The 26,636-nt window shown below is 40.4% G+C and carries 22 protein-coding genes; 7 read left to right on the forward strand and 15 right to left on the reverse strand.

Annotated elements, in window-relative coordinates; all coding sequences use genetic code 11:
* Window positions 1-138 precede the first annotated feature (138 nt).
* The 7 genes from LFUMFP_RS07615 to LFUMFP_RS07645 form a co-directional block, all read right to left on the reverse strand.
* A complete protein-coding gene (locus LFUMFP_RS07615; RefSeq protein ID WP_106483365.1) occupies window positions 139-630 on the reverse strand; it encodes a transcriptional regulator, SarA/Rot family in 492 nt (163 codons plus the stop codon).
* Window positions 631-1,094: 464 nt separating this feature from the next.
* Window positions 1,095-2,168: a 3D domain-containing protein gene (locus LFUMFP_RS07620; RefSeq protein ID WP_025083172.1), complete on the reverse strand. Its 1,074-nt coding sequence runs from the start codon at window positions 2,166-2,168 to the stop codon at window positions 1,095-1,097.
* 263 nt (window positions 2,169-2,431) lie between these two features.
* Window positions 2,432-2,902: an SsrA-binding protein SmpB gene (gene smpB / locus LFUMFP_RS07625; RefSeq protein WP_025083171.1), complete on the reverse strand. Its 471-nt coding sequence runs from the start codon at window positions 2,900-2,902 to the stop codon at window positions 2,432-2,434.
* 8 nt (window positions 2,903-2,910) lie between these two features.
* A complete protein-coding gene (gene rnr / locus LFUMFP_RS07630) occupies window positions 2,911-5,268 on the reverse strand; it encodes a ribonuclease R (RefSeq protein WP_056950182.1) in 2,358 nt (785 codons plus the stop codon).
* Window positions 5,265-6,041: an alpha/beta hydrolase gene (locus tag LFUMFP_RS07635; RefSeq protein WP_025083170.1), complete on the reverse strand. Its 777-nt coding sequence runs from the start codon at window positions 6,039-6,041 to the stop codon at window positions 5,265-5,267. Before LFUMFP_RS07635 ends, rnr begins: the two co-directional genes overlap by 4 nt.
* A 100-nt stretch (window positions 6,042-6,141) precedes the next feature.
* Window positions 6,142-6,378 carry a preprotein translocase subunit SecG gene (gene secG / locus LFUMFP_RS07640; protein WP_025083169.1) on the reverse strand — a complete coding sequence of 79 codons (237 nt, stop codon included), beginning with the start codon at window positions 6,376-6,378 and terminating at the stop codon, window positions 6,142-6,144.
* Between the two features lie 78 nt (window positions 6,379-6,456).
* The gene (locus LFUMFP_RS07645) at window positions 6,457-8,028 is read right to left on the reverse strand and encodes a ClC family H(+)/Cl(-) exchange transporter (protein WP_025083168.1); all 1,572 of its coding nucleotides are present in this window, start codon (window positions 8,026-8,028) and stop codon (window positions 6,457-6,459) included.
* Window positions 8,029-8,293: 265 nt separating this feature from the next.
* Between LFUMFP_RS07645 and LFUMFP_RS07650 the strand changes: the two genes are divergently transcribed.
* The 4 genes from LFUMFP_RS07650 to LFUMFP_RS07665 all read left to right on the forward strand — a co-directional run bounded on the left by LFUMFP_RS07650 (window position 8,294) and on the right by LFUMFP_RS07665 (window position 13,791).
* Window positions 8,294-9,649 (forward strand): aspartate ammonia-lyase, encoded by a 1,356-nt coding sequence (locus tag LFUMFP_RS07650; protein ID WP_025083167.1) that lies wholly within the window; start codon window positions 8,294-8,296, stop codon window positions 9,647-9,649.
* Between the two features lie 14 nt (window positions 9,650-9,663).
* Window positions 9,664-10,851, forward strand: a complete 1,188-nt coding sequence (locus LFUMFP_RS07655; protein WP_106483366.1) for an NAD(P)-dependent malic enzyme — start codon at window positions 9,664-9,666, stop codon at window positions 10,849-10,851.
* Complete coding sequence (gene fumC, locus LFUMFP_RS07660) at window positions 10,848-12,206, forward strand: class II fumarate hydratase (RefSeq protein WP_106483367.1); 1,359 nt, start codon at window positions 10,848-10,850, stop codon at window positions 12,204-12,206. The genes LFUMFP_RS07655 and fumC overlap by 4 nt, the downstream gene beginning before the upstream one ends.
* A gap of 145 nt (window positions 12,207-12,351) precedes the next feature.
* Window positions 12,352-13,791, forward strand: coding sequence for an amino acid permease (locus tag LFUMFP_RS07665; RefSeq protein ID WP_106483368.1), 1,440 nt, complete (start codon window positions 12,352-12,354; stop codon window positions 13,789-13,791).
* Between the two features lie 180 nt (window positions 13,792-13,971).
* Here LFUMFP_RS07665 and LFUMFP_RS07670 read toward each other — a convergent pair whose 3' ends face one another.
* The 4 genes from LFUMFP_RS07670 to LFUMFP_RS07685 all read right to left on the reverse strand — a co-directional run bounded on the left by LFUMFP_RS07670 (window position 13,972) and on the right by LFUMFP_RS07685 (window position 18,022).
* The gene (locus LFUMFP_RS07670) at window positions 13,972-15,147 is read right to left on the reverse strand and encodes a hypothetical protein (RefSeq protein WP_106483369.1); all 1,176 of its coding nucleotides are present in this window, start codon (window positions 15,145-15,147) and stop codon (window positions 13,972-13,974) included.
* 19 nt (window positions 15,148-15,166) lie between these two features.
* The gene (locus LFUMFP_RS07675) at window positions 15,167-16,057 is read right to left on the reverse strand and encodes an ATP-binding cassette domain-containing protein (protein WP_106483370.1); all 891 of its coding nucleotides are present in this window, start codon (window positions 16,055-16,057) and stop codon (window positions 15,167-15,169) included.
* Window positions 16,032-16,430: a GntR family transcriptional regulator gene (locus tag LFUMFP_RS07680; protein WP_106483371.1), complete on the reverse strand. Its 399-nt coding sequence runs from the start codon at window positions 16,428-16,430 to the stop codon at window positions 16,032-16,034. Before LFUMFP_RS07680 ends, LFUMFP_RS07675 begins: the two co-directional genes overlap by 26 nt.
* A 173-nt stretch (window positions 16,431-16,603) precedes the next feature.
* Window positions 16,604-18,022 (reverse strand): MFS transporter, encoded by a 1,419-nt coding sequence (locus LFUMFP_RS07685; RefSeq protein ID WP_106483372.1) that lies wholly within the window; start codon window positions 18,020-18,022, stop codon window positions 16,604-16,606.
* A gap of 330 nt (window positions 18,023-18,352) precedes the next feature.
* Here LFUMFP_RS07685 and LFUMFP_RS09905 point away from each other — a divergent pair, with 330 nt between their 5' ends.
* Entirely contained in the window at window positions 18,353-19,480 is a 1,128-nt protein-coding gene (locus tag LFUMFP_RS09905; RefSeq protein ID WP_199190575.1) for a glycoside hydrolase family 3 protein, read from the forward strand.
* Window positions 19,480-20,739, forward strand: coding sequence for a glycoside hydrolase family 3 C-terminal domain-containing protein (locus LFUMFP_RS09910; RefSeq protein WP_199190576.1), 1,260 nt, complete (start codon window positions 19,480-19,482; stop codon window positions 20,737-20,739). Before LFUMFP_RS09905 ends, LFUMFP_RS09910 begins: the two co-directional genes overlap by 1 nt.
* 45 nt (window positions 20,740-20,784) lie before the next feature.
* Here LFUMFP_RS09910 and LFUMFP_RS07695 read toward each other — a convergent pair whose 3' ends face one another.
* Window positions 20,785-21,540, reverse strand: a complete 756-nt coding sequence (locus LFUMFP_RS07695) for an alpha/beta fold hydrolase (protein WP_106483373.1) — start codon at window positions 21,538-21,540, stop codon at window positions 20,785-20,787.
* Between the two features lie 215 nt (window positions 21,541-21,755).
* Here LFUMFP_RS07695 and LFUMFP_RS07700 point away from each other — a divergent pair, with 215 nt between their 5' ends.
* On the forward strand, window positions 21,756-22,541 hold the full coding sequence (locus tag LFUMFP_RS07700) for a DeoR/GlpR family DNA-binding transcription regulator (protein WP_106483374.1): 786 nt from the start codon (window positions 21,756-21,758) through the stop codon (window positions 22,539-22,541).
* Between the two features lie 294 nt (window positions 22,542-22,835).
* Here the strand turns inward: LFUMFP_RS07700 and LFUMFP_RS07705 are convergent, their stop codons facing one another.
* From LFUMFP_RS07705 to mtnK, 3 genes are all read right to left on the reverse strand, one after another.
* A complete protein-coding gene (locus tag LFUMFP_RS07705) occupies window positions 22,836-24,260 on the reverse strand; it encodes an APC family permease (protein ID WP_106483375.1) in 1,425 nt (474 codons plus the stop codon).
* 62 nt (window positions 24,261-24,322) lie between these two features.
* Window positions 24,323-25,375: a s-methyl-5-thioribose-1-phosphate isomerase gene (locus tag LFUMFP_RS07710; protein WP_106483376.1), complete on the reverse strand. Its 1,053-nt coding sequence runs from the start codon at window positions 25,373-25,375 to the stop codon at window positions 24,323-24,325.
* Window positions 25,372-26,613, reverse strand: a complete 1,242-nt coding sequence (mtnK, locus tag LFUMFP_RS07715) for an S-methyl-5-thioribose kinase (protein ID WP_233210635.1) — start codon at window positions 26,611-26,613, stop codon at window positions 25,372-25,374. Before mtnK ends, LFUMFP_RS07710 begins: the two co-directional genes overlap by 4 nt.
* Between the last annotated feature and the right edge of the window lie 23 nt (window positions 26,614-26,636).

Consider the following 26,636-nt stretch of genomic DNA (forward strand, 5'->3'; position numbering starts at 1 on the left):
ATCCCTATTCTATCAAAGATAGTCATCGACCGATACTGATTCGCGTTACAAAAAATCACATGACTTTATCAATCAAGATACCAATTAAAAATCCGATTAGTCCCAAACTCAGGATTAATCGGATTTTTTTATGGCACTTTATTTAGCTTCGGGTCGGTTGCTGTTGATGGTCACCATACGTTCAAAGATTTCTTTACTTTGACCAATGGTTGCTTCAACCTTATCTTCACCAATTTCTTCTTTTAAGTCGTTATAAAGATCGAGATAATAGAATAATAAATGACGATAAACTTGCATCCCGTTATCCGTTAAATGAACACGACGAATTCGTTGATCATTTTCATCAGATTGTTCAGCAATGAACGCCATCTTCCGTAATGAACGGCATTGACGTGAGATTGCAGAACGACTGACTTGCATCTTTTCAGCTAAAGCACTATTTGTTGTTTCATTATTAGCATTTTGAATTTCGTGCATGACCAAAAATTGATCAAAAGATAACCCATATTTCTGGCTTTCCTTACTCATGCATTCACTTAAGTTATTAATTAACCAGCGGTATAACCCCGCAAATTCCATAAAATCTGACCACGTGCTGCCGATTAAATCGGACTTGTCTACTACATCCATATTCTTCCTCCTACAAAATTCTGAGCCCAATAATCCCTAAACGGATTACCGATTTCGAATCTTTATTCCCGCACTTATTCGATAAGCCTCAATATATAATCCTTATCAAAATTTGACACAATTGGTAATAATTATGACTTAAAGCGATAATAATAGTTTATAGCATTAAAAGATATATTTCAACTCACTTTACAGCTCATTTACAAAACAAATAAGTAAGTTCAAAGATAAAAACCTTGCTGTATCAACATTATCATGAAAATGATCTTTGGTTTTAATAAAAAAATTTATTTTTTCTTAATGAAATCAAACCCATTTTCACACTATTTTCAATCATTAAAGCGAATTCATTACGAGTCTCTAGTAAGTAATAGCATGTTTTATTAACAGATGCAAGTACTTAGTCTCCATCAAAAAAAACGACATCAGAAATCTGATTGTCGTTTAATCGTGATTTATTTTAATTATTGTACAATCGTAATTGCGACGCTCCGACGACCCCAACTAACACATTGGCCGACCGTTGGAAAATGAACATCGATAATGTGACCTTTAATCGCACCACCGGTATCACCCGCAATGGCATACCCATAACCTGGCACCATTACCAATGATCCTAACGGAATGACACTTGGGTCAACCGCAATACAGTTCGGGTTCTTCATTAAATCAATCCCAGTTGCGCCGTAACGACCCATACCCGGCGTTGCAATTGAATAGGCAGTTGCTTGGACCTGAATTGTTTGACCGGCCTTACCGCTCGCTTTATCGGCTAAACTAGCCTGTTGCTTAGCGGCAGTATCGCTACTACTTGTATCCGTCACCTTAGCAACGGTCGTAGCGGCTTTGGCTTGTTCAGCAGCCTTAGCAGCTGCTGCCTGTTCTGCCGCAATTTTAGCTTCTTCAGTGCTCTTTTCTTGCGCAATCTTAGCTAATTTATCTCGACTTTGACTTAAGTTAGTCTTCATCTGATCAATTTGCGTTTGCAATGTCGTTGTCTGTTGGTCTAATTCGATTTTTTCTTGATCTAAATTAGTTTTACTCGTTTCTAAACGTTCTTGAACCACTTTCGTATCATGATAGCTTTGGACTAATTCATCCATATTTTGATTATCAGCCGATTGAAGTACCGTTAATGCATACGCCCGGTTGAAGAAATCGCTCAACGAATCAGCTGATAACAACGCGTTAACGACGTTGCGATCGTCAGCACTTTGTTGCAACGATTGTAACCGTTCTTTAGCATAAGTTTCACGTTTCGCTAATAAGACCGCTTGCTTTTTCAAAACCTTTTTAGCATTCGTAATGCTAGCTTCATTATCAGCAATTTTAGTTTTTAATTGATCGACTTTTTGATATTGTGCATTAACACTCGTTAACGTCACCTGAATCTTTGAATTTGTTTCTGAAATATCTTTTTGTGTACTGCTTTCTTGATCTTTTAATTCACTCAAGCTGGCAGCACTAACAGATGTTACCATCGTTACCATTGCAACTAATCCTGTGACAACAATCAACGCTAGTCTTTTAAATCGCATCTTGTTAAACTCCTCCATTCATAACCCAGAGTCGATTATACCCAAGAAGTGGCCCTATTAGATTGCAGATTTATGACGTTATATTACAGTTTAACGACATTTATATTTTTTGTGTAATAAATTTAAACTTTAGCCGACGCTAATCCGGCTTGATAATTGACCGCTCAAACTGTTATCTCTAAAAACAACCAATCCTTCTGTGCAGTTGAACAAAAAATCTCGTCAACCTAGGAGTCAGGTTAAACGAGATTTTAATGAATTGATCATCGATTTTTTAACACTCTGGCCATTTCACGATCTTGTTCTTTGCGTTTTAATGTTTCGCGTTTGTCATATTCATGTTTCCCTTGACCAACACCAATTAACACCTTCGCAAAACCATGTTTTAAATAGACCTTTAACGGGACAATCGTGATACCTTTATTCTTAGTAATGCCCACTAATTTATCAATCTCTTTACGGTGCAATAACAACTTACGATTCCGTAGTGGATCATGATTAAATTGGTTGCCCTGTTCGTAGGGGCTAATATGGACGTTTTCTAAATAAGCTTCACCATTGCGGACCCGGGCAAATCCATCCCGTAAATTAATTTTACCTTTACGAACCGATTTAATCTCGGTCCCAGTCAACACTAATCCGGCTTCAAATGTTTCTAAAATGCTGTAATCATGACCAGCTTTTTTATTTTGAGCAATCAGGTTTGCTGGTTTTTGCGGATGTTTCTTTGCCATTTAATCACCTACTTTTTAAAAGTACGTTTTTGTGAATCTTTGGCTGGCGCTGGGCGCCGACCGTTATTCTTTTTATTGTCAAAATGACGATTGCGTTTGTCGCCACTCTTTTCATTATCACGTGGGCGCATTGGCCGTTTAGGTCTTGGTTCTATTCTACTCAATATCTCAGCAGAAGCCAAGGGAACGTCCTCGGTCTTCAAGAGTTCAAAATCAACTGAATGCGCATCGAGGTCAACATTTGCAACCTTCACTCGAACGGGTTGGCCAATTCGATACATCTTGTGTGTCCGATCGCCAACTAAAGCTAATTGACTCTCAACAAAGCTGTAATAATCGTCTTTCATCTGTGAAATGTGCACAAGTCCTTCAACCGTGGTTGGTAAGGCGATGAACATCCCAAAGCTAGTGACTGAACTGATGACGGCATCGTATTCATTACCAACTTTATCTAACATAAATTCAGCTTTTTTAAGATCAACGACTTCCCGTTCAGTATCAATTGAGCGACGTTCTTCGATTGAAGTTTGTTCACCGATTGGGGCTAGTTTAGGTTCCCACTTCGCCTTTTCTTCAGTTGTCATGCCATTTTTAGCATATTCGTGAATTAAACGATGAACCATTAAATCGGGATAACGACGAATTGGTGATGTGAAATGCGTGTAAAATTCAGCCGCTAAACCAAAATGGCCTAATGATTCGTCTGAATAATGTGCTTGTTGCATACTTCTCAATAACATCGTTGTAATGATGGGTTGTTCTGGTTGACCTTCAATTTGAGTCAAGACTTCTTGTAACATCATTGGTGTCACTTTTTGACTTGAGCCTTGGATCTGAATGCCATAAGCCGTAATAAATTCAAAGAATTTCTTCATCTTTTCGCTATCTGGTGTTTCGTGAATCCGGTATAAGAATGGCGCATGAGCCGTGCTGTAATGTTCAGCAACCGTTTCATTGGCAGCTAACATGAATGATTCAATCATGCGTTCCGATAACCCGCGTGAACGTAATTCGATGTCAATCGCTTTACCGTTTTCATCGACGATAATCTTAGCTTCGTCTTCTTCGAAATCAATTGCACCGCGATTATGGCGTTTCTTCAATAAAATTTCGTGTAATTCAGACATATCTTCAAACATCGGTACTAAGGCCGCGTATTGTTGACGAAGATCAGCATCTTGATCCGTTAAAATATGATTGACGTTATTGTAAGTCATCCGAGCAGTTGATTTAATCACACTTGGGAAAATGTGGTGTTCAACGACTTGACCGTGTTCGTCAATTTCCATTTCACACGTTAAAGCCAAACGTTCAACATCTGGATTTAAAGAACAGATCCCATTTGATAACCGGAAAGGTAACATTGGAATCACACGATCCGTTAAATAAGTACTCGTCCCACGTTCTAGCGCTTCAACATCCAGTGGTGAGCCTTCCGTTACATAATAGCTGACATCGGCAATGTGCACGCCTAAATGGAAATGACCATTCGCTAATTTACGGACATTAACCGCGTCATCGAAATCTTTTGAATCGTCGCCATCAATTGTCACCACGTCTTGGTTCGTTAAATCTTTGCGACCAACTTTATCGGATTCTAAAACCGTATCCGGTACGGATTCAGATTGTAACCGAACTTCTTCAGGGAAGTCTGTTTTAATATCATGTTGATAAACAATCGATAAGACATCGACACCAGGATCGTTTTTATTGCCTAAAACTTGTTTGGCAATCCCGCGCATTTGACCGGGTGCTTCAACACTTGGGTATTTCGTAATATCGACTTGAACCATATCGCCTTTTTGAGGATGTAACCCATTGTCCGTTAAATAAATTAAATAAGTACTCAATTTTTTGGCGTGACTTTGAATGTAACCAATCAAACCGGTTTTTTCTTTTTGAATATCGGAATAAGGCATAAATTCACCGACAATTTCTTCAATCCCACGAGTAATGACGTTGACAATCTTACCTTCAGGGCCACGACGACTATTTTCTTCGGCCTCTTTAACAATTTCAACTTCGACGGTATCGCCGTTCATTGCAAAATTGGTATTCGGTGGCGCGATAAAAATATCGGGATCCGTATTATCAACGGGGAGCGAAACAAACCCAAAACCGCGTTCGTTGGCGTGAAAAACCCCTTCAACACGTCGTTGAGTGGCTGGCATTCTAAACTTGCCGGCTTCATCCATGTTTAATGTTTTAGCGGCTTCTAAATCGGCCATCACTTTAACTAAGTCTTTAAAATCTTGTGAACCACTGACACCAATCCGTTCACTGATTTCTGATACGTTTAATTGTTGCGTTTCATCTGCGGCGAAAATGGCCATAATGGCTGATTTCATTTGTTCAACTTGTGTCATATCAACACCTCTTTCTTGTTTTCAAAGCGCTTAATAAACGCCGTTACGTCTGCTTCTAATTGATGGTGCGCGGTATCAACCGTAATCACGTGACCGGCCTCAGCGTACCAATGATAATCGACTGGACTACCCAGGTCGGTCAACCGTTGTTGCAATTGTTTAGCTTGATTGGGATCAATGACTTGATCGTGGCCTCCCTGCCCAATAAAAACGGGTTTCGGGCCAATCTGATTTAAATCCGTTTGAACTAACTGACCAAACTGTTGGATTTGCGCTAATTGTTGTGGTAATTGTTGGCGAATCTGCGCTAACTTGGCCATTTGTAACGCCTCAGTCACCGCCGTCGCTTGATACACTTTTTGTGCATATTGTTGAAATAACGGGGTCAAACTGGCTGGCACACCCTCTAGAAGCGGCGTGCTAAAAACCCCACCACCAACCACTTCCGGCAGTAATTCAAGTGCTCGCAAAGCAAAAAGCCCGCCTAACGACAACCCGAAAACAAAGATGGGCTTTTTATGGGCCTTGCTTAACTGCTGAATCGCTGTCACGGTTGTTTGCCACCAAAGCGTGACGTTGCCGCCGTTTAAAATATCCAACGGTTCAAACGTCGCGTGACCCGCAAAATTCGGTGCTAATACGGACCAGTTTTGCTTTTCTAAAGAGCGGCCTAACATCCGAACATCATTCGCACTACCGGTATAAGCATGTAGTAAAACGATGCCAATTGAGCCTTGTTCAAAATAATAGGGTTCTGGTAATCGATAACGCATACCACGGCCTCCTACCGGCAAAATTCATTTAAAAAGGTCTCCTGCCATTCAACAGGAGACCGCATCAACGTTCTTATTAGAATTCGATCCGCCTGTTAAATTAGTGTGATGAAAGATACACCAACGCTAACGCAAAGACGAAGAATAAAATGCCTAGGACAACTGTGACTTTTTGCATGAAAGCTTCAAAGCCCCGTGCCTTTTGTTTACCAAATAAATCACCAGCACCGCCTGATAAAGCACTCAAAGCATCTTGCTGTTTACTTGGTTGCATCATGACTGCAATTACAATCAAGATTGAATCGATTAATAATAAGTTCAGGAAAAGATTTTCCAACCTAACCCCTACCTTTCTATCTACACTGTCTTTTAATACTTTAGCATAAAAAGTATTCAGACACCACATTTTTATCAATTATTTCACGAGATTTTCATCGATTTCTTGCAACTGTTGCGCTGCCAATTCAATCTGACGTCTCACCGACGCGCGTAACTGATGTTTGGTCAAAACAACTAGGGTATCGCCCGCGCGAATTAAGGTATCCCCATGCGGAATTAATTCGGTTTCACCCCGCCGAATTGCGATCAATAAACTGGCTTTGGGCCAATCTAATTCGCGCACTTGCCGATCTTCTAACGGTGCGCCGACAAAAACCGGTACTTCTAGTCGATCACTATAACCTTCAGTTTGCGGCGCACTCTTACCAATTAACCGTTGCAATAGTGATTCGTAAATCGGTGCACCGCCCATTAAATCAACGACGACGTACGCGATTAACGATAAAATCGCCAACGGCATCAGATGCGTTAGTGAACCGACCATTTCGGTCACCAACAAGATGGCGGTAAACGGTGCTTTCCCGATGCCGGCGAAATAGCCACCCATTGAAAAAATCATCAAATTAACCACGTAATTCGGTGCCAATAGGCCTAAATGCATCATCGTTAAGCCGTAAACAGCGCCAATTAAAGCGCCTAACGATAGAATCGGTAAAAATATCCCACCCGGTAAGCCGGAACCATACGAAATCATCGAAAAAACAAACCGAATCACTAATAGCGCAATCACGATTTTTAAACTGGGTACCTGTTGCCCTAATTGGGTAATCACGGTATTCCCGCCGCCCAAAATAGTGGGCCAAAAATACCCAATCGGGATCACTAAAATCAACGGCACTAATCCACGGTAGCGTTGCGGTACTTTAAGGCGCGCATAAAATTGTGGCATCCATAACAACACTTTTTGGTAGAGATAACCCGCTAAACCTAAAATAATCCCTAGAATAATCAAATGCCAATATTGATTAATCGGCAAACTTTTGGTGTACGCAATATGTAAAACCGGTGTTAAGCCGAAAAAATTTAACGACACAAAGTTAGCCGCCAACGCACTTGTTAAAGCGGTCAGCCAAACAAGTGGTGAAAAATTATGATAGATCTCTTCTAAAACAAATAACGTGCCAGCAATCGGTGCATTGAAAGCGGCGGATAAGCCAGCCGCGGCCCCACCAGCAATCAACAACCGCCGATCAGTCCCCTTATTGTGTAAGGTTTCAGCGACGCCTTGTCCGACCGCTGCACCGAGTTGAATGGAAGGCCCTTCACGCCCTAGAAACAAACCTGGTGCTAAACTTAACAGCCCACCGACGAATTTTCGCCAAAGAATCGACCACCATTTCAAATCAAATTCACCCGCTAATTGGCCTTCAACTTGTGGAATCCCCGAACCACTGATATTCGGTTCCCGTTTTAATAAATGGGCGACGATTAAACCGCACACCACGCTAATCGCTAACACGACCAGTAAGAGACTTGGCGCCTGTTGTGCGCGTTGGTACAGATTAATCGAAAACGCTAATCCTTTTTCGATTAATAGACGAAAAAGACTGACCACAATCCCCGCTAGTACCCCAACAACTAACCCTTTAATGATAAAGAAAAAACGGGTCTTATTGAAGCGGCTCTCACGTCGTCGGTTATCTTGCATCGCACGCATTCCTCCAAAAATAAATTAATGATAGGTTTATTATAAACCATTTGTCCAACCGATAATGATTAATCGTCTGAAATGCCTCAATTCACCATTTGTCTAATGAATTGCTTCGTGAAAATTAGCGCATTCTAATCTCAACGAAAATTCAATGTTAAAGCCATTAAAAGTGAGTGATAATCACATTTGTAACCGTTTACACTTTTTGAATAATATGTTTAGATAAAGGTGTTCTTAACAATTAATTTCTGGAGGAATCGACATGACAAGAATTGAACGCGATAGCGTTGGCGAAATGAACATTGCAGATACTGCTTATTACGGTGTGAATGCCGCTCGTGCGCAAGAAAATTTCAAAATTACCGATAATTTATTAGACACTGATTTTATTATTAGTCTCGCTGAAATTAAAAAGGCCTGCGCTTTGACCAATCGAGAATTAAACGTTTTAGAACCCGCAATTGCTACTGCGATTGTCCGCGCCTGCGACGATATCATTGGCGGCAAGTTACACGACCAGTTCATCGTTGATCCCCTTCAAGGTGGCGCTGGTACGAGTTCCAATATGAATGCTAACGAAGTGATTGCCAATCGCGCCATCGAATACCTTGGTGGCACTCGTGGTGATTATTCAATCGTCCATCCTAACGATCACGTCAACAAAGGCCAATCAACCAACGACGTTTACCCATCAGCCGGTAAATTAACCTTACTTAAAAAAGTGCCACTATTAATGGCGCAATTGGATTATTTGGAAACGACCCTTTTACAAAAATCGGACCGCTACCAAGACGTCATGAAATTAGGGCGTACCCAACTCAACGATGCGGTTGCCTTATCAGTCGGTGATGAAATTCACGCCTACTACACGGTGATCAGTCGCAATCATCAACGGATTCTAAACGCGACCAATGAATTATTGCGAATCAACTTAGGCGGTACTGCTATCGGGACTGGTCTCAATAGTCATCCTGATTTCCCACAAACGGCCGCTAAAATTCTCCGGGAAATGACTGGTTTTAATTTCTTACCTAGTCAAGATTTAATCGATGGCACCCAAAACGTCGAAAGTTACGCCGTTTTGGCCGACAATCTTAAAACACTAGCACTGAGTCTTTCTAAAATTGCCAATGATATTCGCCTACTCTCTTCAGGTCCCTTATCTGGCATTGGCGAATATCGGATTCCTGCTAAACAAAACGGCAGTTCAATCATGCCCGGTAAAATTAATCCGGTGATTCCTGAAATCGTTAATCAATGCGCATTTGCAGTGATTGGCAACAACACCACGATTTCAATGGCGGTTGAAGCCGGTCAACTCGAATTAAACGCTTTTGAACCGGTTATCTTCTATAAATTACTCGAATCATTCCAATATTTAACACGGGTCATTGACACTTTCGTGACCAACTGCCTAGTCGACCTCGAACCCGATCCGCAACGTTGTCTCGAAAATCTCGAAAACAGCACGTCACTAGCGACCGATTTGTCCAAAGTCGTCGGTTATTCACGAGCGGCCAAAATTGCTAAAGATACGGTTAAATCCAAAGATGATTTCCGCACGACTGCCCTCAAAGATGGCATCCCTGAAAAATTAGTCAAACAATTACATTATTGAAAGGAAGCATTGTCATGACGATTAATGAAGAAGCACTCGCTTTACACGCCGCTAAACAAGGTAAGATTGCGGTGGAAAGTACGGTTCAAATCCAATCGATGCATGATTTAGCCCTTGCATACAGTCCTGGGGTGGCGGAACCCTGTCGCGTTATCCAAAAAGACCCCGAAACCGCCTACCAATACACTGCTAAATCCCATTTAGTCGGCGTCATCAGTGATGGTTCAGCCGTTTTAGGTCTCGGTAATATCGGTGCTCAAGCCGCGATGCCCGTGATGGAAGGCAAATCAATCCTATTCAAACAATTCGGCCAGCTCGATGCTTTTCCGATTTGTTTGGACACTCAAGATCCCGCAGCCATTATTACGGCCGTCCAACAAATTGCCCCTAGTTTTGGTGGCATTAATTTGGAAGATATTGCTTCGCCTAAATGTTTTGAAATCGAAGCTGTTTTGAAAAAGACATTAAACATTCCGGTCTTCCATGACGATCAACACGGCACCGCAGTCGTCGTTGCGGCCGGTTTAATCAACGCGTTAAAATTAGTCCATAAATCAATCGACCAAATTAAAGTCGTCCTCAGCGGCCCGGGTGCGGCCGGGACGGCCATCATCAAGATGCTCCAAAATCTCGGCGTCACCAATATTATCGCCGCCGATCAATTCGGAATTCTGCGCGCTGACGATTCAAATAGTCAGGCCCATAAACGTGAAATTGCCGCAACGACTAATCCAGAACACGTCACCGGTCAACTGACCGACGCAATCGTCGACGCAGACGTCTTTGTTGGTGTTTCTGTCGCAGAAGCGCTAACCCCTGAAATGATTCGCACGATGGCGCCGGATCCAATTATTTTTGCCTTAGCCAATCCGATTCCAGAAGTGATGCCCGAAATTGCCAAAACTGCTGGCGCAGCGATTATTGCAACCGGCCGTTCGGACTATCCGAACCAGATCAATAACGTGCTCGCATTCCCCGGTATTTTCGCAGGTGCCCTCCAAGTGCGGGCCACCGAAATCAATGAAGCCATGAAAGTTGCGGCGGCCTATGCGATTGCCAATTACGTCACGCCAGCCCAACTAACGACCGAACACATCATGCCCGAAATCTTCGAACCGGCCATCAGTGACACTGTCGCCCAAGCTGTGGCTCAAGCGGCGATTGACTCCGGTGTCGCGCAAAAAGGAGTGACTGCCAAATGACCCGAATTGAACACGACGCACTCGGTCCCGTTGAAATTGATGATACCCATCTATGGGGCCCACAAACGCAACGAAGCCTGGAACATTTTAAGATTAGTACCGAAACGATTCCACTCCCCTATATCACGGCCCTAGCCCAAATTAAAAAAGCAGCGGCAATCGTTAATCAACAAGAACATAAACTATCTGACGAACGTCAACAAGCGATTTGCCAGGCAGCCGATGCGATTATTGCTGGTCAACATGACAACGAATTTCCATTGAGCGTTTGGCAAACTGGGAGTGGCACGCAATCGAACATGAACGTCAACGAAGTGATTGCGCATCTCTGTAATCAAACGCATGCCGATTGGATTCATCCGAACGATCACATCAACCTTTCGCAAAGTTCTAACGATACTTTCCCGACCGCGATGCACCTGGCCATCGTCGAAGCGATTAGCACTGAATTGTTACCTGAATGTCAAAAATGGGCCACGCTCTTACAGAAAAAAACCAGTGATTACGCCGCGATTATCAAAATCGGGCGCACCCATTTACAAGACGCCACCCCGCTATCTTTCGGTCAAGAGGTCAGCGGTTGGGCTGGCATGTTGATCAATAATATTCAATTTATCGACCAAGCCCAAGACGCCGTACGCAACTTGGCGATTGGCGGCACCGCCGTTGGAACCGGCATGAACGCCTCACCAACATTTGGCACCGCAATGGCTGAACAACTCAGCCGCCAATATCAGTTGAGCTTCACTAGTGATCCGAATAAGTTCTACGCTTTAACCAGCCATTCTGCCATCAGTTACCTACATGGTGCCTTACGTGCCTTAGCCGGTGACCTACTCAAAATTGCCAACGACATTCGCTGGTTAAGCAGTGGCCCCCGTTGTGGTTTAGGCGAGATTACGATTCCGGCCAATGAACCAGGCAGCTCAATCATGCCGGGCAAAGTTAATCCGACGCAATGTGAAGCCTTAACCATGTTGGCGGTTCAAGTCATGGGCAACGACACCACGATTCAAGTGGCTGCCAGCCAAGGTAACTTCGAATTAAACGTCTTTAAACCAGTGATCGCCTATAATATGATGCAATCCATTCAATTACTAACTGACGGTCTCCGTTCATTCCGACTCAATTGCTTAGTCGGTTTAACGCCAAACGTCGAAAAAATGGCAACCTTATGTGAAAACTCATTAATGTTAGTGACTGCACTAAGTCCCCATATTGGTTATGAACAAAGCGCTAAAATTGCGCAAGCTGCACTGGCCAACCAACAGACGTTAAAAGAAGCGACTCTTGAATTGACCGATATTACTGAAGCCGATTTTGATTTATGGGTCAATCCACAAAATATGATTTAGTTTGTGATAAATACCACTTATACGAGTCATTAGCGCTATATAGCAGTCACATTAATTGGGTGTGACTGCTATTTATCATTGCTATCTCATTAATTTTCGCTTAATATTCTAAGGGTACCTAATTAATATCAAAGGAGATTTTATCATGGCATCAGACACAAAACAATTGCGCTGGTTTAACGTTGCCTTAATTGCCTTCGTCGCCGTTTGGGGATTAGGCAATGTCGTCAACAACTATGCACAACAGGGACTTTCTGTTATTACTTCTTGGATTTTGATCATGCTTTTATATTTCGTGCCTTACGCCTTAATTGTCGGTCAATTAGGTTCCACTTTTAAAGAGGCCAACGGTGGCGTTTCATCTTGGATTAAAGCCACTAGCACCAAACGGCTCGCTTATTACGCCGCTTGGACTTATTGGGTCGTTCACATTCCTTATTTGGCTCAAAAGCCCCAAGGAATTCTGATTGCGATGAGTTGGCTCTTTAAAGGCAATGGTAATTTTGTCAACACGATTTCATCCTTGACGGTTTCGATTATCTGTCTCGCATTATTCTTATTATTCCTCTGGCTATCATCACGCGGGATTGCGACTTTAAACCGAATTGGGAGTATTGCTGGTACGGCCATGTTCATCATGTCGATTCTATTCATTATTCTAGCCGTTTCAGCGCCTTTCATGACTAAGGGTGCGCACATCGCAACGCCTGATATGACGAGTATCAAAACGTACATTCCTAAATTTGATGTCAACTACTTCACCACGATTTCAATGTTAGTTTTTGCCGTGGGTGGTGCTGAAAAAATTTCACCTTACGTCAACAATACGCATAATGCTGCCCGCGAATTTCCGAAAGGGATGTTAGTCCTTGCCGGGATGGTCGCATTTTGTGCGATCTTAGGATCATTCGGGATGGGAATGCTCTTTAATTCCAACCACATTCCATCTGATTTAATGGCAAACGGTGCTTATGAAGCTTTCCGTCGTTTAGGCCTTTATTACCACGTCGGCCCAACTTTCGTAATTCTCTATGCGCTCGCTAATACGCTCGCCCAAGTCTCAGCTTTGGCCTTCTCAATCGATGCACCGCTTAAAATTTTGCTAGGTGATGCCGATAGCAACTTCATTCCTAAAAAATTATCGAAACTCAACGCTAAAGGGATTCCAACCAACGGTTATATTTTAACCGGGACCTTAGTCGGTTTATTGATTGTGATTCCCGCCCTTGGGATTGGCAATATGAATGAGTTATATAACTGGTTATTAAACTTGAACTCAGTTGTTATGCCATTGCGTTATCTATGGGTCTTCTTAGCTTACATGCTCTTAAATAAACAATTAAAGAAATTCAATTCAGAATACCATTTCGTTAAAAATCCGACTGTCGGTATGATTATCGGCGGTTGGTGCTTCTTCTTCACTGCTTTCGCTTGTTTGATGGGGATGGTACCGAAACTCAGTTACGCCGCTAACCCATCAACTTGGTGGTTCCAATTGAGCTTGAACATCATCACGCCAGTCATCTTCATCGCACTGGGCATGATTTTACCAGCCATTGCGCGTCATCAAAATAAAGTGGCTTAATCAAGCTGTGACAGAACTCGGTTATCAATTGAGTATCAAGTTAAAAAATCAGATTATCCCGTATTTAGGATAATCTGATTTTTTTGATTTGAACGGAGATTGATGAGTTTTGGCACGCGTCAATCAAAAATAGCGTTAATCCCGGATCAACTCAGGATTAACGCTATTTTTGATTTGCATTTAATTTATTTTACGACTGATTTTAAACTCACTCAATCGTGTTTTTCGTTGCCAAGGGCGATTGATAAATAACCAACCAACGATTCCGACGAGCACGACATTGCGGATGAAATACCAAATTAATAAGTATTTTTCATGTTTCTCTAACAGGTCATAAGGCACTCGACTGAAAAAGCCATTCATCGTCATCAGGAAGGCCACGTACAAAGTCCCTAAGACTAACAACGGCCATTTCAGCCAGTCCATCGTTACCACTTGATTTTGCTGTTCTAACGAACTCTTTTGATAGATTCGCTGACCTAACCATAAAATAAATACACTGACGATTAAAATACCGATAATTAATGCTAAATAGCGCCCATTTCTGTAAACCACACCAACGTAGTGAGCATCAAGCAACCGATTTAAAAAGACTCGAAGACTCTCAGGTTCTGCGCCATACTGATCAGCTGTCCGGCTCTGAATAAAACGTCGAATATCCTCAAAATTAGAGATACTAAACGTTAAGCTAAATAGGAGCCCGTAAGCACCGACCATCAGGGTAACCAGTTCGCCAACGACTAACCCTAAGAAACACCCTAAGATGTAAAGCGCCATTAGAATAATCAGCAAGGCCAATTCCCGTTGTAATAGGTTGCCAATCTCGATATTCAAATAGGGGTGGTGAACCATTGATTTTAAAATTAAATAATAACTACTCTGGCCAATGACAATGCCCGCCAGGACCATTAACCCAACTAATTTTATTTTGGCCCAATAAATTGATCGCCGCTTGATCGCCAGCCCAAACAAAAAAGCATCAAAATGCGTCCGGCAGTCATAGGTAAAGGTCAGCAGGCCTGCCGTCAAACAAATAACGGCCATTGTAATAGTCATCATAGACGGTACGGCATTATCCCCGTTATCAAAAAAGGTCAAAACCTGTTTTTGAAAGCTTTCAAGCTTCACTTTAGCTGGTTGCTTACCACTGACATCTTGATAACCGATATAGATCGACGGATCGGCCTTATAGTCCTTCACAAATTTGGTTGAATGATAATATTGATTATCCCTTTGCCAAGCCTGGCCTTGTTGTAAGCCAACAGCCGCTTGAATCCCGACCATCAGTAACAATAACCCAATTAGATATTTGAAATAGCGTTGGTGGATAATAGCCGCTAATTGTTGTCGTGTCATTTCAATGTCCCCCTCTTTCTTAAATAAAAACTTGATAGTCCTCTTCCGTGACTAAGTTCGCTTCAAATAAATCCTCTAACGTAATCGGTAAGCTTTCACACAAGACCGGTTCATACGCTTGAATTTGCGCAGCTAATTCATCAGAATAATTAGGGAAATAAACGACCATCACGCGACCGGAGACTGATAAGACTCGACCGGCTTCTTTGAACAACGCCGGTATCGTATTGGTTTTTAACACAATTTGTAATTTACGGTCGGTTTGCCGTAATTGTTCTAATTGATAATCTTTGATAATTTTAGTCTCTTTCAGAATCAGCGTACGATCGATTAATTGATCAAGTTCAACTAAATTATGCGACGTGATTAAAACCGCCGTCTGGGTTTGTCCAACGTGGTCTAGCAAGAGTCGAATAATGTTCTTACGGACAATCACGTCCAACCCGTCAAATGGTTCATCCAATAATAAGTAACGCGCATGGCTACAAACGGCCAAAATAATGTTAAACAACCCCTGCATCCCTTTTGACATCTGTTGATACCGTTGGTGGCCGTCCAGATGATACATCGCCAATAAATCCGTTAGCTGATCGGTATCAAAATCGGGATAGGCTTGCGCATAGTAGCGGCCAATTTGTAATAACTGATTGCCCTTAAAGAACAAATGCGCTTCATCTAAATAAAAGAGTTGCGTGCGCATTTCGGGTTGAACAGCGACGTCCGTTTGATCAATCAAGACCTGTCCGTCATCTAATTGATACGAACCGGCAATACACCGTAATAACGTCGATTTACCGACACCGTTGCGTCCCACTAAACCAATGATTTCGCCCGGCTTTTGGGTAAAACTAATCGCTGTTAATATTGATTTTTTATCAATTGTTTTATGAACGTTTTGAATCGTTAGCATCTGTTTGACCCCTTCCATAACTTGTCGCAAGCCATTCTGTCATTTCAGTTTGTGAAACGCCTAAGTAACTGGCTTCCAAAACAAGTTCATCTAATCTTTCTTGCAGTTGTTGTTGCTTTACGAGATCGCGCTGTTCCGTTTGACGATCAGCAATGTAGGTCCCACGACCTTTCACAGTTACAATCACCCGTTGAACTTCTAATAATTTATAGGCTTTGCTAACCGTATTGGGATTCATCAACAACTGGCGCGCCATTTCGCGGACTGAAGGGATTTGTTCCCCTGGTTGTAAAATGCCTTGCATCACTTGTTCTTTAATCATCAATATAATCTGTTCGTAATAAGGTTTGGCACTCGTTTTATCAATTATCATTCAGCCATTCACCACCTTTTTTTATCACTGTACTACTGTGTACTATTATACGTAGTACACTTGTGAAGTCAACCCTTATAATTTCTCTTAACTATAAGTCACTAAAAAAACAGCCCCCCAAACGAATTTTCATCCGCTGATAAGCTGTTTTACCGATAATTAAAAATGACCGATTATTTTTCTTGAGCAATTGCGTGTTCACGGAGTCGTTTAGCATCCAAGTCCTTCTTAACTTTGCCGAAGATTTTGTCCATATCCCAGAAGTAAATCATAATAAATTGACCAGCAACCACTAACATTGGGAGTCCTAAATTCATGAAAATCATTGAGAAAATTGAAGAGTCTGATTGTGGGCGACCAGCTGCCGCTGCTGCCGCGCTGTAACCGCCTAATGATAATCCTAATCCCAAAATTGCTGAACCAATCCCAGTTCCGACTTTCATCCCGAAACTTGTACAACCGTAAACAAATCCTTCTGCCCGAATACCTGATTTCCATTCACCAAAATCGGCTAAATCCGCTGCCAATGTAAAATTCGCGACAGTGTAGGGTGCAACCCCAAAGGCCCGGAAAACATTTCCAAAATAGTAGAGTAAAACATTGTGGGGATCCATTAAAACAATTCCTGTTGAAATGAAAGTTAATAAGTATCCCACTAAAATTGTGCGTCGTTTACCAAATTTCGCAAAAATTTTAGGCATCATGACAATTGCAATCAGGGTTGGTAAAACAACGATAATTGTATTGGTTCCAAAATAACTCATATTCCCTAAAACATCACGTGCATAGTAAGGTCCAACTGCCCCATAACCTGCGGAAAGTGATCCATTAATAAACAAGAAAATTAATAAGAAAAAGTATTTGCTTGAAGCAACTGATTTAAATGAATCAATCAGGCTATGTTTTTCGCTGGCGCCACCTTCGTTATAATCAAGTGCTACTTTTTCTTTAATCCCGAAGAAACAAATTGCTAATAAGATAAATGCGGCAATCCCATAAACAATTGAAATCAAAGTCCATGCTTCTTGTGATTGAGATCCCCCAAAAGCGTTTAATACCATTGGTGTCCCAACATTTGTAATAATGGCTAAGAATACTGTGAATAAGACCCGGACACTCGAAGCAACACTCCGATCTTGTGAATCGGTTGAAATCCGTGGCAAGGTTGAATGATATGATAGATTAACAATTGTATAACTAATGACAGACATAAAAATATAAGTAATCGCAGCGTAAGCATTTTTGCCAATAGGACTGAACCCAGCTGGTACATTTAATAAGAGCACAATACTAATTGATAATGGAATCGCCCCAATAATAATCCAAGGACGGGTTTTGCCCCAACGGGTTTTCGTTTTTTCAATAACGACGCCCATTAAAATATCGCTGAATGCATCTAGCAAACGTGCGACCAACATCATGACCCCAAAAAATGCTGGTGAAAGCCCAACACTGTCTGTATAGTACAACGTTAGAAAAGTTGATGCTAATCCCCAAACAAGATTACAGCCAACATCACCTAAAGCATAGGCAATTTTTTCAGGAAAGCTGGTTTTAAAAACCCCATCCTGTTCTACAATTTCTTTTGACATGTAAAACGCCCCCTTCGATTCTTCCTACTACCACCAGCAATTGAACAATTAATTAAATAGTTAGTTGTTTCGAATTACCAACCATTTTCGTCAGTATAAATGCATCCGTTTTCATTGTCAACTACTATTTATTTTTATTGATTAATTTCTACTTTTGCTAATATAAATAGCCCGTTTTCCCGCAATCGTTAGACTATCAATACCTCATAAAAATCCTTAACCAGGCTTTAGCTTGTTGACAAATGAAACCGCTATCCATAAACTGTGCGTATAGTTTGTTTATTCCGAAAACCAACTCAATTGACAGACCTTACTAAGGGGGCATTCGTAATGGAACTGTACAAGGATCACACTCAATCACCCAAAAAAAGAGCACAAGATTTATTGGCACGGATGACTATCGATGAAAAAATGGCGCAGGTCACTTCTGCGTACGCTGGTTTCGCTAAAATTGATGACGACATCAAGAATGGCATCGGTGAACTTCCCACTTTGCGGATGGTTGGTTTTAAAACCCTAAAAGAGGCCTTAAAGTGGCGCGACAATTTACAAAAAAGAGTCCTTGCCAATAGTCCCCATAAAATCCCCGCCACTTTTCATATGGAAGGCCTTTGTGGCGCCTATATTCCGGGTGCAACCAGTTTCCCAGCAGGCATCAGTCGTGGGGCTTCATGGGATCCTGAACTGGAACGCCGGATCGGCGAAGTTGTTAGTCGCCAAGAACGCGCGTTAGGCATCACACGCATCCTCGCACCCGTGCTAGATATTTCTAGAGATTCCAGAATGGGCCGCCAAGGTGAAACATATGGTGAAGATCCGACCATCAGTGCTACACTTGGTTCTGAATTTACTAAAGGCATTCAGAATAGTCATTCACAAGGATTAAAAGCCGATGCTGTCGCCAAACATTTCCTTGGTTTTCACAATGCTCAAGGTGGGATTCATGGTGCAAATAGTGATACACCGCCCCGTTTATTACAAGAAATTTATGGTAAATCTTTCCAAGCCGCAATTTCTAATGCCCATTTAAAAGGCGTGATGCCTTGTTACGCATCAATTAATGGTGAACCAGCTTCCTCCTCAAAACCACTCATGACTGGCTTACTGCGTGATGAAATGGGCTTTGACGGCGTTGTCGTTGCTGATTACAGTAGCGTCTCAAATGTTCACAAGGTCCAAAAACTGTATAACAGCTTAGAAGAAGCTGGTTTGCACTGTATGGCTGCTGGCGTTGATTCTGAGTTGCCCGAACGCGACGCTTATAATGAGCAATTAAAAGAACAATTCGAAAACGGAACTGCCGATATTGAAATTCTAAATAAAGCCGTTTTAAGAAATCTAGAATCTAAATTTAGAATGGGATTATTTGAACAGCCCTTCGTGGTGATAAATTCAAGGCTGAATTTTCACAACCGCAAGATCAACAGATTACTCGTCAAAGTGCCTTGGAATCATTAGTGCTATTAAAAAATGATGGTGTTTTGCCAATCAAAAAAGAAGTTAAGCGAATTGCCGTCGTTGGTTGCCACGCTAAAAATGCTAGAAGCTTTTTTGGTGGTTATACGCATCTTAGCATGGTGGAAACTTATTATGCCGCTGCCAACGCAATGGCCGGAACCCGGCGTAAAGATGGCGACCTTGAGGCAACTTCCAAAGTTCCCGGAACACAAATTGAAAGTGATGAAACACCGCAATTTGACGAAATTTTACCTTTATTATCACCACAATCCAAAAACCTATTTGAAGAGATGCAGGTCCAATTTCCAAACGCTGAAATCACCTATGCTTACGGTTATCCAATCGCTGGCGATGATCAATCCCATTTTGATGAAGCATTAAAGCTGATTAGTGAGGCTGATCTATGTGTCATGACTTTAGGTGGCAAAACGGGTTCCAACTCCTTATCAACGATGGGCGAAGGCGTTGACAGCACTGATATTAATCTACCCGTCTGCCAAGATGCCTTCATCAAAAAAGCCGCTAAGTTAAACAAACCATTAATCGGCGTCCATTTACATGGCCGACCCATTTCAAGTGACGCCGCGGATCAGTATCTCAATGCCATTTTAGAAGCTTGGAACCCTTCTGAAGCCGGCGCTTTTGCCATTACCTCAACTTTAAAAGGCACTAATAATCCTAGTGGTAAGCTACCCGTTTCAGTGGCTTATAATGCTGGTCAAATTCCAATCTATTATAACCATCCAAACGGTTCTGCCTACCATCAAGCAAGAAGTATTGGTTTCCAAAACTATGTCGATAGACCGCATACTCCCCGTTATTTCTTCGGCCATGGTTTATCTTATACGCATTACGACTATACCAATCTAACCCTCAGTCAAACGCAAGTTGCCCCTGGTGCCAATCTTAAAATTTCCTTCGATCTAAAAAATAGTGGTTCAGTCGCAGGTACGGAAATTGTTCAACTCTATCTCAGTGATCGCTATGCCTCCATGACAAGACCCGTGATGGAACTCGTCGGTTTTGCAAGAGTGCCACTAAAAGCTGGCGAACAAAAAAAGATTACTTTTACGGTTGAACCCAGTGTCATGGCCTTTCTTGATAAAAATATGCAATGGAAAATTGAAAAAGGCGATATTGATATCAAAGTGGGTGCTTCATCAAATGATATCCGTTGCGAAGGTCACTTTAATATTACGGAAGATTTATTCATTGAAGGTCGTAATCGTGCATTCTCAGCCAAGGCAAACATAGAATAGACGCAAAAAACATCAATCGGCTGACTTTCCGATTGATGTTTTTTGTTATAGTGCTTTAAATTGTTGTTCAAAATAGTCCGCAATTTGAGTCATTAATGCCGGCTGAACAAGGTGGCGCTGACCCTTACCGGTTTTAAATAAAACATTTTGGGCATACGCTTCATTTTGGATTCGTGTATAAAATTGACTCACTTCGGTATACGGAATTTTTTCATCAGCTGTTCCATGCCAAAATAATAATGGCCGCCCCGCAATTTTAGCGGACTGTTGCGCTAAATCATAATGATTTAGCCAACTCGTTAACAAATCTAAATCCGTTGGTAATCGATACTGTTGCCCCGCAACCGACCGTACTAACCCCGCATAAGCTTGCAACGTTGGTGACCCCATAATACACGCGGCCACTTTGATTTCCGGGTGTTGCGTTAACAAAGCCGTCGTAGTCATGCCACCCATCGACACCCCACCAACGCCGATCTGATGATCTTCAATTAACGCTAGTTGTTCAAAATAATCAATTATCAAACTAAATTCGACTAGGTTGGTTTGAATACTCTGCCAAAAAGTCCATGAAGGAATTGGACTAATCGGTTGTAATCGTTCACCATGGTTTAAGGCATCCGGTAAAATCACGCGCAGCCCTTTATCCGCTAATTTACGCGCTTGCGTTAGCACCAATTCTTTCGTCGAACGCCAACCGTGATAATACACGACTAGCGGTAATGCCTGATGGCGCAACGGTTCTGCGACCACTTCTAAAATCGGAATCGTTTGAATTTGGCGCTTTAAGATTAGAACCATCTTGATGACCTCCCAGTATTACATTCACTCCACTATAGAAGATTGTTGATACGCTGTCACTTAATGGTACTTATAGCGCTACTAAGTAAGGTACTTCTAAATATTATTTTTGAACTAGTTTTTTTGCATTTAATTCTGAAATAATTTGGTATACTTAAGATAATTATTATAAAATTACTGATGTATAGAATACTATTAAAAGGTCGTGCACTCAAATGGCTAAAATGTTAAAAATGGAAAGACTTCTTAAAATAGAAACCTATTTGAATGAGAATAAAAAATGTACGGTAATTCAATTAGCCGATGATCTAGGCGTTACATTAGAAACTGTCCGTCGAGATCTAGATACCTTGGAGAAAAAAGGTGTCCTTAAACGCGTTCATGGGGGTGCCTACTTAGTTGATTCAGTTGATAAAGAGGTCCCCATTGATGTCCGTACTGAGATGTTTCAAGAAGAAAAAAATCTATTATCTGAAATTTGTGCGAAACAAATTGTCCGAGGTGATAATATTGCGTTAGACAGTTCAACTACTTCGTTTCATATCGCACAACAAATTAAACAATCTCAAATAAATTGTACTATAATTACTAATTCCATTGAAATTGTCCATTATTTACAAGATGAACCTTATCTAAATTTAATTCTAATCGGTGGCAGATTCAGAGGTATTTCACATTCTTTTATCGGGTCGTCAGCTATTGAAATGATTGATAATTATGTGATTGATAAATTTTTTATAAGCTGTTCTGGTATCTCTAGAGAATGGGGATTAACAGATAACAACCAAAGCGAAGGCGAAGTCCGCAGAAAGTTTATTAACCAATCGAACTTAAATTATCTTGTGGTTGATCGGACTAAATTCGATTTTAGAACGGTCTATAAAATTGTTGATTTTGACAGAATAGACTTCATCATCACAGAGGCTAATTTAAGTAAAGAATGGATTAATTTCTTTGAAAAACAGGAAGTAACCATCTTATCCCAATCAACACTATCTTAATCTCTCTACAAATTAATCAATTATCTTCACAGTAACTAGCAGCGATAATCAAATTCATGGATACTTATTTCATAAATTCAAAATAGACCTAGTGCAAGGTACTGCCCCTTGTAATAGGTCTATTTCTAGTTAACTTCATCAAGCCGCTCCATCAATAATCAAAATTAATTGATTAAAAAACGAAAACCTCTAAATATTTATTTCAAATTTAGAGGTTTTTATTTTTATCACAAATACATTTATTGGGACTCTTCATTCAACATAAAAGATAATATGGACCCAATTATTTATCAATCATTTTTCTACTAAATTAGAGTGTTTACATCCGTAAAATACATATACAATAACGCCTAATAGGGACCAAATAAATATCAATATTTTAGCATCAATATTTAAATTAAAGAATATCATTAACGAAAAGAGTACCGAACAGGCAGGTAATACTGGATACAACGGCATTTTGAATTTAGCCTCTGGCAAATCTTTCCCCTCACGTGGACGTAATGCGTATATTCCCAATGACACGAAGATAAATGCTATCAGCGTTCCAGCAGACACTAAGCTAGATAAAAAATCGAATGGTAAGATTGATCCTAGAATTATTGAAGCAGTTGTTATAACCCATAGCGCGTAATTAGGCATGTGCTTTTTGTTGATAGTCCCTAATTTTTTTGGCAATAACTGATCCCTACCAAATGAATAAATTAGTCTAGAAGAGGCTAATAAAACAGCTATTAAAGCTGAAAACAACCCAACTAACGCAATGACTGATAATAAATTGGCAGCTACATAATGCCCAGTTTCACGCAATGCCCATGAAGCTGGTTCGGCGTTGTTAGTATATGCTGTATATTTAAACATCCCAACCAACACTAAAGATACGACAACAAATAAAAATGTCCCAATTGATAGCGTTCCCAATAATCCAATCGGCATGGCTTTGCTAGGATTTTTGGTTTCTGCAGCATTAGCCGCAATTGCATCAAAACCAACATATGCGATGAAAATCTGAGAAGCTCCTGCTAGTATTCCTTGAACACCGCCAAAACTCGTTCCTGCTTGATGCAATGGTATAAAAGGCGTGTAGTTTTGAACATGTACTTCAGTAATACCAATCACAACAAACAATATAATCACTAACAATTTTACACTCACAATCGTATTTTCAATTTTACTAGCTTGGCTAACCCCTTTTGAAAGTATGACTGCCACTAGTAGAATAGCAAATACAGCAAAAATATCAATCACACTACCCGAACTAGTATTAAAACCACCATTGATGAATTTCGGAATTTTAACGCCTAAGCTTTCTAAAAAGGCTCTCATATATACGGACCAGCCAGAAGCGACAAAAGCGACCGATATAAAGTATTCGGCTAATAAAGACCAACCGACAATCCAACCCCAAAATTCTCCAAATAAGATACTAATCCAAGAAAAAGCAGATCCAGCAAATGGTAGCACTGAAGCCATCTCGCCATAAGCTAAAGCCGACAGGCCAGCACCAATCGCACCGACTAAAAATGAAATAATCACTGCTGGACCAGCATATTTTGCAGCAACGATACCAGGAAGCGTAAAAATTGCCGTTCCGACAACCATTCCAATTCCCAATCCAATTAAGTCGACGGTCCTAATTTCACGCTTTAAGTTTGAATCTTTTTCAATATAATATTCTGGTTTTTGTTTTAAATTTAATCGATGCCATATACGCCCCATTAGCACTCCTTAACACTTTCAATATACGAATATAATGAACTTCTGTGACTGACCTAAGTTGTTTAATAAAAATCTTCCCCACCAAGTTCTTTATAATCTTCCAATGAATAGGGTGAGAAAACCCCTTTATCTGTCACAATAGCACCTATCAATTCAGGACTAGTAATGTCAAATGATGGATAGATTGCCTTGACACCTTCGAGGGTTGTTTTAATCCCTGAAAATTCGAGTACTTGTTTAGGATCTCTAAATTCCATCTTAATGGCATCTTTATTCTTCTTATCCTGATCAGGAATTCCTGTTACAAAATACGGAACGCCAACTCTATTCGCTAAAATAGCAATCTGCTTGGTTCCAATTTTATTTGCAATATGACCATCCATTGCAATTGTATCTGCAGCAGATGTATAAAAATCAATATCGCCATTCTCTAAAACAAAATTAGTCATGTTATCAGTTATAACAGTTGTATCAAATCCGGCTTCTTGAAAACAACTGGACGTTAATCTCGCACCTTGCATGAACGGTCTTGTTTCAGCATTAAAGATTTTTAAATCTTTATTGCTCGCATGGGCGGCTCTAATAATAGCTCCAATGATTGTTTCACCATAACATTGAGTGAGAATACTTGAATTATTTGGAAATTGATCAACCAAATAATTGCCCACCTTTTGCATAGTGAAATATCGACGATTTAAAGAGTCAAGTGTATCATCAAAAGCTGCTGAAATTGCTGATTTTCCATTCTTTAGTGCTTCAATTTGTTTGGCAAGCGTTCTGCTAGTAATTGCAAAATATCGATTAGCGGTCGTCGGACGAGCATTTCCTAATTCCTTAGCGGCCTTTGTTAAAAAATCAATTTGTTCCCGTTGATTCTTATCTTTACATTGATAAGCCGCCAACGCCATCCCCATTCCAACTGCTGTATACGGTCCTGCACTTTGTGTAACCATCTCTTGAATAGCCTTAATAATTTCGTGATAATCAGAACAGTATACAAACTTTTTTTCCATCGGGAAAATTCGTCTGTCTAAAATTCTAACTTGACCATTTTCATACCAAGCCACATTTTCAAAATTCAATAAAAATGGCATTCCTTCATCTTGTCGTATCATAAATTTGTTTCCTCCTTAATGAGGTCATCGATAATAGAATCAATATCAGTCATAACTTCACTTCCATTATGATAGATACTTCTATTTAAGATTAAATTAATTCCGATTTTAATCAATACTTTCCATACCAAATTTTTAGTATTTAAATCTTCTATCTCAGTAACTTCAATAACTTTTGAATCCCCAATCGTACGTCTAATAATTTCAGTACCCGCATATCCCAAAGTATCTGATTCAATATCCTTGATATATTTATTCTTGAAGCTTCGTTCTTTATATAACGGAAATTCTACCAGTGAATCGTAATTTCCCCGCATATTATCAAAAGTTTTATCAAATATTTCTTCAATTGTACGACCTAACCATTGTGTAAACTGACTATCTGAATTTGAACCTTGTTTACTCTGAACTTTATCCACGACATACGGAAATACTAGATTGCCAATAACATTCCCAATATCATAACCCATAGGACCATAAAAACCGAATTCTGGATCAAACACTCTAATCCCCGAATCATTAATAAATATCGAACCCGAATGTAAATCACCATGTAACAACGCTTGTGCATTATTCATAAAACTATTACGTAATTCACTAATATTAGCTTTAAGATACTCATTTTTATATAAATTCTGCTCAACAAAATCGTTCAGTTCTTCATCGTAAATATTTCTATTTTTATAATTATAATATGGTTCTGTTAAAACTAAATCTTCAGTAATATCGCATAATTCGATGTTAATGAATTCTTTAACCAACTCTTTTTTCTTATGTCGATCTAAAACTAAATCGGTTGTAGGCAACAAACTATCCGCTAAATACTTAGCAATTTCTTCAGAGAACCCTTTGAACGTTCTCTTTTTCTGTAATTCTAATCGTAAACTCTTAAAGTCAGAGACGTCTTCCATAATAATAACTGATATTGTTTTATTATAGTCAAAGACCTTTGGAATAACCTCTCCACATAACTCCCTTTGAATTGATAAAATTTCAGATTCGATTAAACTGCGTTTTCTATCTAACGGTCTGCCAGAGGTTCTAATCTCTGCACCTGATTGTTTAACAATTAAAGTTTTATCTTTTGCTTCTAGTCTAAAAATATGATTAATATTACCATCGCTAATTTCTTTTGCACTTAATTCAGATACATCTATATCACCGAAATAATCGGTCCGTTCTAATGTATACGCCTTAACTGTCTCTTCATCTAAAAGAAAATATTTGTTGTAATCCATGATAAATACCCCTTTATACTTGT

The sequence above is a fragment of the Latilactobacillus fuchuensis genome (assembly GCF_900258455.1).
GTDB lineage: Bacteria > Bacillota > Bacilli > Lactobacillales > Lactobacillaceae > Latilactobacillus > Latilactobacillus fuchuensis.

Excerpts from the sequence above, each read along its gene's own strand:
- LFUMFP_RS07675 (WP_106483370.1), bottom strand. The coding sequence starts at position 16,057 with ATGCTAACGATTCAAAACGTTCATAAAACAATTGATAAAAAATCAATA.
- LFUMFP_RS07685 (WP_106483372.1), bottom strand. The coding sequence starts at position 18,022 with ATGTCAAAAGAAATTGTAGAACAGGATGGGGTTTTTAAAACCAGCTTT.
- smpB (WP_025083171.1), bottom strand. The coding sequence starts at position 2,902 with ATGGCAAAGAAACATCCGCAAAAACCAGCAAACCTGATTGCTCAAAAT.
- mtnK (WP_233210635.1), bottom strand. The coding sequence starts at position 26,613 with ATGGATTACAACAAATATTTTCTTTTAGATGAAGAGACAGTTAAGGCG.
- LFUMFP_RS07670 (WP_106483369.1), bottom strand. The coding sequence starts at position 15,147 with ATGACACGACAACAATTAGCGGCTATTATCCACCAACGCTATTTCAAA.
- LFUMFP_RS07695 (WP_106483373.1), bottom strand. The coding sequence starts at position 21,540 with ATGGTTCTAATCTTAAAGCGCCAAATTCAAACGATTCCGATTTTAGAA.
- LFUMFP_RS07655 (WP_106483366.1), top strand. The coding sequence starts at position 9,664 with ATGACGATTAATGAAGAAGCACTCGCTTTACACGCCGCTAAACAAGGT.
- LFUMFP_RS07650 (WP_025083167.1), top strand. The coding sequence starts at position 8,294 with ATGACAAGAATTGAACGCGATAGCGTTGGCGAAATGAACATTGCAGAT.
- LFUMFP_RS07615 (WP_106483365.1), bottom strand. The coding sequence starts at position 630 with ATGGATGTAGTAGACAAGTCCGATTTAATCGGCAGCACGTGGTCAGAT.
- LFUMFP_RS07705 (WP_106483375.1), bottom strand. The coding sequence starts at position 24,260 with ATGGGGCGTATATGGCATCGATTAAATTTAAAACAAAAACCAGAATAT.
- LFUMFP_RS09905 (WP_199190575.1), top strand. The coding sequence starts at position 18,353 with ATGGAACTGTACAAGGATCACACTCAATCACCCAAAAAAAGAGCACAA.
- LFUMFP_RS07620 (WP_025083172.1), bottom strand. The coding sequence starts at position 2,168 with ATGCGATTTAAAAGACTAGCGTTGATTGTTGTCACAGGATTAGTTGCA.
- LFUMFP_RS07635 (WP_025083170.1), bottom strand. The coding sequence starts at position 6,041 with ATGCGTTATCGATTACCAGAACCCTATTATTTTGAACAAGGCTCAATT.
- LFUMFP_RS07680 (WP_106483371.1), bottom strand. The coding sequence starts at position 16,430 with ATGATAATTGATAAAACGAGTGCCAAACCTTATTACGAACAGATTATA.
- rnr (WP_056950182.1), bottom strand. The coding sequence starts at position 5,268 with ATGACACAAGTTGAACAAATGAAATCAGCCATTATGGCCATTTTCGCC.
- LFUMFP_RS07665 (WP_106483368.1), top strand. The coding sequence starts at position 12,352 with ATGGCATCAGACACAAAACAATTGCGCTGGTTTAACGTTGCCTTAATT.
- LFUMFP_RS07645 (WP_025083168.1), bottom strand. The coding sequence starts at position 8,028 with ATGCAAGATAACCGACGACGTGAGAGCCGCTTCAATAAGACCCGTTTT.
- fumC (WP_106483367.1), top strand. The coding sequence starts at position 10,848 with ATGACCCGAATTGAACACGACGCACTCGGTCCCGTTGAAATTGATGAT.
- LFUMFP_RS07700 (WP_106483374.1), top strand. The coding sequence starts at position 21,756 with ATGGCTAAAATGTTAAAAATGGAAAGACTTCTTAAAATAGAAACCTAT.
- LFUMFP_RS07710 (WP_106483376.1), bottom strand. The coding sequence starts at position 25,375 with ATGATACGACAAGATGAAGGAATGCCATTTTTATTGAATTTTGAAAAT.